This window comes from Novosphingobium sp. 32-60-15 (genome assembly GCF_002280675.1).
Classification (GTDB): domain Bacteria; phylum Pseudomonadota; class Alphaproteobacteria; order Sphingomonadales; family Sphingomonadaceae; genus Novosphingobium.
This window is the reverse complement of the sequence record NZ_NCEN01000054.1, coordinates 1-9,020: the sequence shown is the minus strand read 5'-3', so window position 1 is coordinate 9,020 and position 9,020 is coordinate 1. Positions and strand designations below refer to the sequence as shown.

Below are 9,020 nucleotides of genomic sequence, written 5' to 3'. Positions count from 1 at the left end.
CCGAGGCCGTAGCCCACCATTGAGGCCGGCCACATCATTCCCAACGACGAGGTTTGCGCCCGGCTTGAGCCGAGGCCGAGAGGCGTGCTGACGCGTTGACGTGTTAACACGTCAACCTTCTGACACTTAAGCACTCGTTAACCTTGGCGCCGTCTGCTCCGTCGTTGCGTGGCGGATTCTGTGCGGTGGATTTCCGACTGTCCCGAATCCCACCACGCTGACGTAGCGGTGCGAAGTGTCGTGCCGATTCGTCTGATTGGGTTCCCCGTGTCTTGGCGGATGCGGAGGCCTAGACAGACGAAAGCCCGGGTTGGCGCCCGGGCTGTTCGATAGCTTGGTGAGGGGGAAAAACCCTCGGGTGTCGTCGCTGACCCCGAAGCTCCCCCAAAACCGAGTCGCAGTCAATAAAAAACCGCTTCGGCGGCGACGGCGAAGCTTTGCCTATCGGATAGCCGCGCCAGCGAAGGGCCGACCCAACGCGATGGGAAGGCAGATGGAGCTTGTATTGGAAGGCTTTGCGCTAGGCGTAGAGCCGGGAAGGGGAGGGCGACCGGCGGAGCCGGTTCGCCGTCACAGCCGGCCACAGGGCCGGTTCGAGGGCATGTTCTGGCGACCGTTCAAGCCCAAGGACGTGGCACGGTATCTCACAGCCGCTGAGCGGTTCGAGCGGGCCGGGAAGAAGCCAGGGGATCGCAATGGGCCGCTGGGGACCGTGGCGATCGAGGTGCTGCGCGAGCTGCTACGCCTCGTGGACTACAAGACGGGCCGCCTGGAGCCGGCGCTTCTGACGATCATGGCCCGCACCAAACGGTCTAAGGATGCCGTGGTCACGGCGCTAAAGGCGCTGCGTCGGCATGGCTTCGTCGATTGGATTCGCCGCTACATCCCGACCGGCAATCTCGGCGCCGGCCCTCAGGTGCAGCAGACCTCCAACGCCTACCGCCTGGCGCTCCCGCCGGCGGCCGAGCGGTTGCTAGGCAGGGCAGTGGAGGACGCGCCCATACCGGACGACCACGCCCACGCTATGGTGGCGCGTAAGGCCGAGTGGCAGGCGCAGCTCGCTGGCGTGGACCCCGAGGAGCGCAACGCCGCGCTGTTCGGCTCTGGGCCGCTGGCCAGCGCTTTCAGCCGTATGGAACGGGCAGTCGAACAGAGGAATGAGCGTGAGTCCGCCAGACAGTCTGAATCCCGGCACGAGTCTTAGAATCTAAGAGGGAGCGGAGTCGGCCTAATCGGCCGACAAGCTATTCTTAGGAAGATTTGGGGCCTTTCCGGCTCCTCAGAACCCAGTCGAACCGCCGTAGGGCCTCCGAGGGGAGGCTGCGTTTTCGGGCAGTGAGAACCTGTGACCCAAGGTGGGCTGTAAAACGCTCGCTGAGGCGCAAGGGAGGGCGCTGCGGCCGGAAAATAGGGCCACGAGAGGGGATGGAAAGCTCCGCCCGGCGTCGCGTCAGGCGGCGGTGAACAGGCCCCGGAACTCCGGCCCGTCGTAGTACCTGACCTTGGCGGCGATGGCGGGCGCGGCGCCCTGGCGCAAAAGGATCTCCAAGCTGGAATCCAGCCGCATGATCTCGTCCGGCGTTATCAGTTCGCGCCGCGACAGGTGAGCCGTGGTCGAGGTGGATTTGGTCTCGAAAAGCTGCATTCCGCCACGCGAGGTGCTGGTTCCCGTGGTTTGATAGCTCATGGTCGTGGCGCCGATCGACTTCGACACCCAGCTCGCGGTCTCCACGTCGGCGACGTTGAAAATTTGCACCACGCCGGCGTTGGAGACGAAGGTTCCGGCCTTTTTGCCGTAGGCGCCCCAAAGCTGGTGCATATCCTGGAGGATCGGCCAGAGCTGGAGGCCGTAGCCAGCCATCAGGCCGAAGGCCCGTTCGACGGGTTCGAGGCGGCCGAGGGCCGCGAACTCATCGAGCAGGAAGAGGACGGGCGCGGCCGGCCGGGCAGGGGAGCGGGCCAGGTCGTGGATCGCCTGGGCCACCATCAGCCGCAGCCAGCGAGAATAGGCGTCCAGGCGCTCCGGCGGCAGGACCAGGAACACGGTCGCCTTGGTTTCCTTCAGATCGGCGAAGCGGAAATCCGAGCTGGCCATGGTCCAGTTGATCCGGACGCTATCGAGAAAGTGGGTGTGGCGCTGGGCCGAGGAGAGCACGCCGGCCGCCTCGCGCTCGCTCTTGCCGAGGTGACGATTGGCGGCGCGGCGGACCAGGCCGCCGGCGCTGGTGGTCTTCTGCATGATCTCCAGCATCACCCGGAATTCTTGCGGGCTTGCGGTCAGCAGCTCGCGCACGGTGGCGAGTGTGCGTACCTCCGGCCCTTCGTTGCACACGACATAGAGGATCAGGCCGGTGATCAGCGCCTTGGCTTCCTCGTTCCAGTGGGCCTCGCCGACCTGGCCAGGCGAATCGTGGACCAGGGCGTCGGCGAGAAGCGCGGCGTCTTCCGCCAGGTCGAGACTGTCGGGGTCCAGGCCGGCGAGCGGGTTGAAGGCGGCCGAGGGCTGGCCGGAGATCTCGAACGGATCGAGCACATAGACCGGGCCGAACCGCGAGCGGGCGCGGGCGGTGATACGGGCGTTCTCGCCCTTGGGGTCGATGCAGAGCACCGAGCGATCGGCCGTCAGCAGGTTGGGAATGATGGCGCCCACGCCCTTGCCCGAGCGGGTCGGCGCGATGGTCAGGAGATGGGCTTGGCCAGCGTAGCGGAGGAGCTGGCCACCCTTGCGGTTCTCACGGCCGACGATCAGGCCCGCGCCGCCGCCGAGCGAGCTTTTGACCTGTGCCGCGCTGGCGAAGTGCGCCGAGCCGTGGACGCCGCCACGCGGTGCGGGGAGGGCGAACCGGGCGTTGAACCATCCGAGGCCGCTGACAGCGCCGACGACGCCGACGGCGATCGGGAGGAGCGACTCGAAGGTTTTATCGATGTGGGCCACGGCGGCGACCGGGATCAGCAGCAGGCGGCCGACCATGAAGCCGATCAGGTAGCCGGCGCCGACGTAGATGATCAGGGCGACGAACCGCAGCAGGCTTCTCATTCGGCGGCAACCGCTTCGGCCTCGAACGCGCGCTTTCCGCGACGCCGCCAGACCTCCGCTAGGTTCGCGCCGCCGTCGCCCTGGAGCTTATCGGCGAGGTCCAAAAGTCCGCCCAGAATCGTGGCGCGGTCGTCGTCGGTCAGGTCAACCAGGCCGGCCTTTTGGACGAGGCCGCCGAGTTCGATCAGGTGACGGGTGCGTTCGCGACGTTGCATGACCCAGGCTCTCGTATCGGTGCGGGCGCGGGTGGATTCAGCGCGGCGGATCGCCGTCGCCGCGCGATGCAGCGCCGCCCCCGTCGCCAGATTTTGGAGCATCAACGCCTGAGCGCCCCTTGCGTCCCCGGCGTTGAAAGAAGGCCGCGCCCTCGGAGCGCCACGCCTCCTTTTGCTCGGCCGATTTCGCGCCGTTCACCGCCGCCAGCAACGCGCCCGCCAACGTCTCCAGATCGAGCGCGTCGGCCCCGGTGACCGTGACCAGCTCCCCGAGCTGCAACACCCGTTTCGCCTTTAGACCCTTGGCCTTGTCCGAAAGCGCCCTCAATTCGGCGTCGATGTCGCGGGGTTTACGCATGGGGTCGGTCCTTACTGACGAGGCGGTTCAATCCTTCAACCCGAGTGAATCACTGTCCGCCCGCCGAGTCCATCACGAAAGGCCGTCAGGTTTCTATCATTTCAGCGCCAAGGTGATCTCTCGCGGCAACGGCTCCAGCGCCGTGGCGTCGGCGGCCTATCGTTCGGCCTGCGATCTGCACGACGAGCGGCTCGGCCGGTCGCAAAACTTCAGCAACAAAACCGGCGTCGTTCACTCCGAGATCATGGCCCCGGAAGGCTCGCCCGAACGCTGGCAGGACCGCGAGGCGCTGTGGAACGAGGTCGAACTTGGCGAGAAGCGGAAGGATGCTCAGCTCGCCCGCGAGATCGAGTTCTCGATACCACGAGAGATGAGCCAGGCGCAGGGCGTCGAGCTGGCGCGAGATTTTGTGCAGCAGGAATTCGTCGATCGCGGAATGGTCGCGGACCTCAATGTGCATTGGGACATCGGGCCGGATGAGCTGGCCAAGCCGCACGCCCACGTCATGCTGTCGATGCGCGAAGCCGGACCAGACGGCTTCGGCAAGAAGGTCCGCGAGTGGAACAGCACCGAGCTTTTGCAGGGCTGGCGCGAGCGCTGGGCTGGCCATGTGAACGAGCGGTTGGCGGAGCTGGGGATCGACGCCCAGGTCGATCACCGGAGCCTGGAGGCGCAGGGCATCGACCTGGAGCCGCAGCACAAGATTGGGCCGGCGGGGCTACGCCGTGAGGGCAGGGGAGAGGACGCCGAGCGCGCCCTGGATCACCGGGAGATCGCCCGGCGCAACGGCGAGAAGATCATCGCCGAACCGGGCGTGGCGTTGGACGCGATCACCCGGCAGCAGAGCACGTTCACCGATCACGACCTGGCGCGGTTCGTTCACCGCCATACCGATGACGCCGACCAGTTCGGCCAGGCGATGAGCGCGGTGAAAACCTCGCCCGAGTTGGTCGCGCTCGGCAAGGACGGCGCGGGCCGCGACCGGTTCTCGACGCGCGAGATGCTTAACGTCGAACAGCGGCTGGAGCGGTCGGCCCAGCAACTAGCGGAGCGCAGGGGACATGGGGTCTCGCCGGCGGCCCAGGAACTGGCGTTGGCCACCGGCGAGACGCGCGGGCTGGTGCTGGGGGGAGCACAGCGCAGCGCATTCCTCCATGTGACCGGCAATCATGACCTCAGTGTGGTGGTGGGCTACGCCGGCACGGGCAAGAGCGCCATGCTGGGCGTCGCCCGGGAGACCTGGGAGGCGTCCGGCTACCAAGTGCGCGGGGCCGCCTTGTCGGGGATCGCGGCGGAGAGCCTGGAGGGCGGCTCTGGGATCGCCTCGAGGACGATCGCCAGTCTCGAGCACGGCTGGGCGCAGGGGAGGGACGTGCTCACCGCGCGCGACGTGCTGGTGATCGACGAGGCCGGCATGATCGGCTCGCGGCAGATGGATCGCGTGTTGGCCGCGGCCGACCTCGCTGGCGCGAAGGTGGTGCTGGTGGGCGACGCCGAGCAGCTCCAGGCCATCGAGGCCGGTGCGGCGTTCCGGGCGCTCACTGAGCGGCATGGCGCGGCCGAGATCACCGAAATCCGCCGCCAGCGCCAGGACTGGCAGCGCGAGGCGACGCGGGAGCTGGCCACGGGACGCACAGGGGCCGCGCTGGACCGTTACGAGGCCGCCGGCATGGTGCGGGGCCATGAGACCCGGGAAGCCGCCCGCAGTACCCTCGTGGACGGCTGGGATGCCGTGCGTCAGGCCAAGCCGGAGGCCAGCCAGCTCATGCTCGCCCATACCCGGGCCGACGTGGCGGAGCTGAACCAGCTCGCACGCGGCCGGATGCGTGACGCCGGCGCGCTAGGCGCCGACCAGGTGGTGCAGACCGAGCGGGGTGAGCGGTCCTTCGCGGCCGGGGATCGGGTGATGTTCCTGCGCAACGAGCGATCGTTGGGCGTGAAGAACGGCAGTTTGGGCGAGATCGAAGAGGTGAGCCCGGCGCGCATGGCCGTCCGCCTCGACGATGACCGCCAGGTGGCGTTCGACGTGAAGGATTACGCCCACATCGACCACGGCTATGCGTCCACCATCCACAAGAGCCAGGGTGTCACCGTCGACCACAGCCACTTGCTGGCCAGCGACGGCCTGGACCGGCACGCCGCCTATGTCGGGATGAGCCGGCATCGGGAGACGCTGGCCGTCCACTACGGCGCCGACGAGTTCAAGGACCGCGACCAGCTCACCCGCACGCTCAGCCGCGAGCGGGCGAAGGATACGACACTCGACTATGGCGTGGCCTTCGCCGAGCGCCGAGGGCTGGACCGGGCGGAGATCCTCGCGGAACGCGGCGCGGCTCCTGAGGCCGGCCGCCCGACAAAGCGCAGCATGTTCGATGGGCTGAAGCTCGGCCGCGCGCCCGTGGCGGACAAGGCCCTGCAGGCGTCCGTCGTCAGAGGGCCGCCGGCGCCTGAGGAGGCCCTGCAGCGTGGGATCACGCGCTACACGGCCGCCTGGGCGGACGCGGAGCGGATGGGCGCCGAGGGCCTGCCGATCCTGCCGCACCAGAGGGTCGAGATGCAGAAGGCCCGGGAAGGCTTAGAGGGTGTGTCTCGCGAGGCGACGGCGGACCTGCGTTCCGCCCTCGCGCGCAGCCCGGGCTTGGCGATCCGGGGCGCGACGCCGGACGGCATGAAGGAGGTGCAGCGGGCGATGGCGCAGGAGGGCAGGGTGCGTCTGGACCCGGCCGTGCGGGCCGAGCGTTTCGTGGAGGACTGGCGCGGGCTCCAGGCGCGGCGGCTGGAGCTGGGTTCCAGCTACCAGAACGCTGACGCCCGCAAGGCCATCGAGGGCCGGATGAAGGCCATGGCGCAGGGTCTTGGGCGCGACGCCCAGGTGGACTCCATCCTTCGAGGGAAGAAGGTGGAGCTTGGCCTCGGGAAGGTCCGCGACGTGGCGGGCGTGAGCATGGGCGACGCGCTGGTCCGGTCGCTGAGCCTTGGGCGTTCTATCGGGCTGGGACGGTAGCGAGGTTTTCATGGCCGAGGACGAGGACCTGGGGGCCGATCCAGCGGCGGCGTTCGAGGCGCTGCGGGCCGAGGTGGCGGGGCTGAGGGCCGGCCTGGAGCGAGGCCGTGATGGGCCGGCGACGCCGGACTATGCGCCGACGCTCGGCAAGATCGCCGCTACGTTGGCCGCGATCGAGGCGCATCCGGCCCTCGCCCTGACGCCGGAGGTGTTCGCCTACCAGGTCCGCCAGGCGCGGGAGGCCGCCCAGCAGCAAGGCGGGCGGGATCTGGCGACCGCCGTGCAGCGGCTGGCCGCGGCGGGAGCCGAGCTGGAGCGCCTGGCGGAGCGGCAGCGCATCGGACGCGAGCAGGTCCGCCAGGTGGCTATCATGACTGCCATGGGCGCCGTCGCCGGCGTCATTGTGTGGGTAGCCTTCTCGGGACCGATCGCCCGCGCCCTGCCGGCGAGCTGGCGCGTACCTGAGCGGATGGCCGCCGCGACGCTGCGGCTGGACCGCTGGGACGCCGGGGCGCAGCTTATGCGAACCGCCGACCCCACCTCGTGGAATGGCCTGGCGGCGGCTTCGAGCCTGTGGCGGGCCAACGCCGACGTCTTGGAGGGGTGCGCCCGCTCAGCGGCCAGGACCGGCAAGGCTCAGCGCTGCGCTGTAACGCTGGGGCCGCCGCCCGCGCCAAAACCGGGGCAGGCAAAGGATTGAGGCGAGCCAGGTCGTGTGAATTCTTTAATGTTCGGAGAGCTGCGATCCCAGGTGGCGATAAAGACATTGGGAGGGACTGCGGAAGCTCAGCGTGGCTATCCCTGGTGGGCGCAGACCGTCGTCCTCCTAGCTTCAGCAGAGCGCCCAGATGAGGGGGGACGTGCTGATGGCGCGTATCAACTATGATGATGACAGCCCGGCTTCGCCGGCTTGAGGAGCGTGATGACTCAACCGCGACGCCGACGGGCGCCCCAGTTGCCGCTGCTCATCCTGATCGTGTCCCATCGCGTGGTGTAGCTGCGGCGGAGTGGTCACCGCGCTCTCCGGCAGGGCCGGGCTCGGTCAGGCGGCCATGATGGGCAGGCTGACGGCGGGATCATCGCTCAAGGCGCCGACGCTTTCCAGGGTCATGTAGCGGCAGCGTTGGACGGACCATTCATCGTTCTGCTCGAGCAGGATGGCGCCGACGAGACGCAGGATGGCCGCCTCGTTTGGGAAGATGCCGACCACTTCGGTCCTTCGCTTGATCTCGCCGTTGAGGCGCTCCAGCGGGTTGGTGGAGTGCAGCTTGGCGCGATGGGCTGCGGGGAAGGTCATGTAGGCCAGGACATCGGTCTCGGCCGCATCGAGGAAGCCGGCGAGCTTGGGTAGCTTTGGCCGTAGCTGGTCGGCCACCCTGCGCCACTGGTCCCTGGCGGCTGGGGCGTCATCCTGGGCGAAGGCTGTGCCGATAAAGGCCGAGACCACGCGCCGGCCGCTCTTGCCGGCATGGGCCATGACATTGCGCATGAAGTGGACCCGGCAGCGCTGCCAGGTGGCGTTCATGACCTTGCTGACGGCAGCCTTGATTCCCTCGTGGGCGTCGGAGGTGACCAGTTTGACGCCGCGCAGGCCGCGGCGCGCCAGGCTCCGAAGGAAGTCGGTCCAGAAGGTCTCGGCCTCCGAAGGTCCCACGGCCATGCCCAGCACCTCGCGGCGGCCGTCGGCGTTAGCGCCCACCGCCACGATCACCGCTACCGAGACGATGCGGCCAGCCTGGCGGACCTTCACGTAGGTGGCGTCGATCCACAGATACGGCCAGTCGCCCTCGATCGGCCGGGTGAGGAAGGCCTGCACCCGCTCATCGATCTCCTCGCAGAGCCGGCTCACCTGGCTCTTGGAGATCCCGCTCATGCCCATGGCCTTGACCAGGTCGTCCACCGAGCGGGTCGAGACGCCCTGGATGTAGGCCTCCTGGATCACCGCCGTCAGCGCCTTCTCCGCCAGCCGCCTGGGCTCCAGGAAGCCCGGAAAGTAGCTGCCCTTGCGCAGCTTGGGGATGCGCAGCTCGACCGTCCCCGCCCGGGTCTCCCAGTCGCGGTCTCGGTAGCCGTTGCGCTGGACCAGCCGATCGGGGCTCTTCTCCCCGTGCGCGGCTCCGGTTAGCCCGCCCACCTCCAGCTCCATCAGCCGCTCAGCGGCGAAGCCGATCATCTCACGCAGCAAATCGGCGTCCGGGGTCTTCTCCATCAGCCCGCGCAGGGCCATCATCTCGTCGGTCATCTTCGGTCTCTCGGTTTGCGTTGAAGTCTGCAAACCCGACCCTACCGAAGATCGTGGATGACCACCGCTACGCCGCTCGCTCGCTACGGCGCCATGCGGAAAGGCGCGCGTCGCGAGCGGCTACGCTACCCCCGCAGACCTACACCACGTCCCGGGACACGACC

7 protein-coding genes are annotated in these 9,020 nt (G+C 68.3%); 3 read left to right on the top strand and 4 right to left on the bottom strand.

Annotated features, from left to right (window positions below):
- The first annotated feature begins 601 nt into the window (after positions 1-601).
- Positions 602-1,204 carry a replication protein A gene (locus B7Y89_RS17985; RefSeq protein ID WP_292940921.1) on the top strand — a complete coding sequence of 201 codons (603 nt, stop codon included), beginning with the start codon at positions 602-604 and terminating at the stop codon, positions 1,202-1,204.
- A gap of 246 nt (positions 1,205-1,450) precedes the next feature.
- Here B7Y89_RS17985 and B7Y89_RS17980 read toward each other — a convergent pair whose 3' ends face one another.
- Genes B7Y89_RS17980 through B7Y89_RS17970 form a run of 3 tightly spaced genes read right to left on the bottom strand, consistent with a single transcriptional unit; the run spans position 1,451 to position 3,610 of the window.
- Positions 1,451-3,037 (bottom strand): type IV secretory system conjugative DNA transfer family protein, encoded by a 1,587-nt coding sequence (locus B7Y89_RS17980; RefSeq protein ID WP_292940918.1) that lies wholly within the window; start codon positions 3,035-3,037, stop codon positions 1,451-1,453.
- Entirely contained in the window at positions 3,034-3,252 is a 219-nt protein-coding gene (locus tag B7Y89_RS17975) for a conjugal transfer protein TraD (RefSeq protein WP_292940924.1), read from the bottom strand. Before B7Y89_RS17975 ends, B7Y89_RS17980 begins: the two co-directional genes overlap by 4 nt.
- Positions 3,253-3,289: 37 nt before the next feature.
- Entirely contained in the window at positions 3,290-3,610 is a 321-nt protein-coding gene (locus B7Y89_RS17970; protein ID WP_292940915.1) for a conjugal transfer protein TraD, read from the bottom strand.
- On the opposite strand from B7Y89_RS17970, the gene traA reads away from it, so the two are divergent.
- Positions 3,609-6,614 carry a Ti-type conjugative transfer relaxase TraA gene (gene traA, locus B7Y89_RS17965; protein WP_292940912.1) on the top strand — a complete coding sequence of 1,002 codons (3,006 nt, stop codon included), beginning with the start codon at positions 3,609-3,611 and terminating at the stop codon, positions 6,612-6,614. The two genes, B7Y89_RS17970 and traA, sit on opposite strands and share 2 nt — an antisense overlap.
- Positions 6,615-6,624: 10 nt before the next feature.
- Entirely contained in the window at positions 6,625-7,314 is a 690-nt protein-coding gene (locus B7Y89_RS17960; RefSeq protein ID WP_292940909.1) for a DUF6118 family protein, read from the top strand.
- A gap of 342 nt (positions 7,315-7,656) precedes the next feature.
- Here the strand turns inward: B7Y89_RS17960 and B7Y89_RS17955 are convergent, their stop codons facing one another.
- Positions 7,657-8,889 (bottom strand): IS256 family transposase, encoded by a 1,233-nt coding sequence (locus B7Y89_RS17955; protein WP_292940906.1) that lies wholly within the window; start codon positions 8,887-8,889, stop codon positions 7,657-7,659.
- Positions 8,890-9,020: the final 131 nt, after the last annotated feature.

Excerpts from the sequence above, each read along its gene's own strand:
- B7Y89_RS17985 (WP_292940921.1), top strand. The coding sequence starts at position 602 with ATGTTCTGGCGACCGTTCAAGCCCAAGGACGTGGCACGGTATCTCACA.
- B7Y89_RS17980 (WP_292940918.1), bottom strand. The coding sequence starts at position 3,037 with ATGAGAAGCCTGCTGCGGTTCGTCGCCCTGATCATCTACGTCGGCGCC.
- B7Y89_RS17975 (WP_292940924.1), bottom strand. The coding sequence starts at position 3,252 with ATGCAACGTCGCGAACGCACCCGTCACCTGATCGAACTCGGCGGCCTC.
- traA (WP_292940912.1), top strand. The coding sequence starts at position 3,609 with ATGGGGTCGGTCCTTACTGACGAGGCGGTTCAATCCTTCAACCCGAGT.
- B7Y89_RS17970 (WP_292940915.1), bottom strand. The coding sequence starts at position 3,610 with ATGCGTAAACCCCGCGACATCGACGCCGAATTGAGGGCGCTTTCGGAC.
- B7Y89_RS17960 (WP_292940909.1), top strand. The coding sequence starts at position 6,625 with ATGGCCGAGGACGAGGACCTGGGGGCCGATCCAGCGGCGGCGTTCGAG.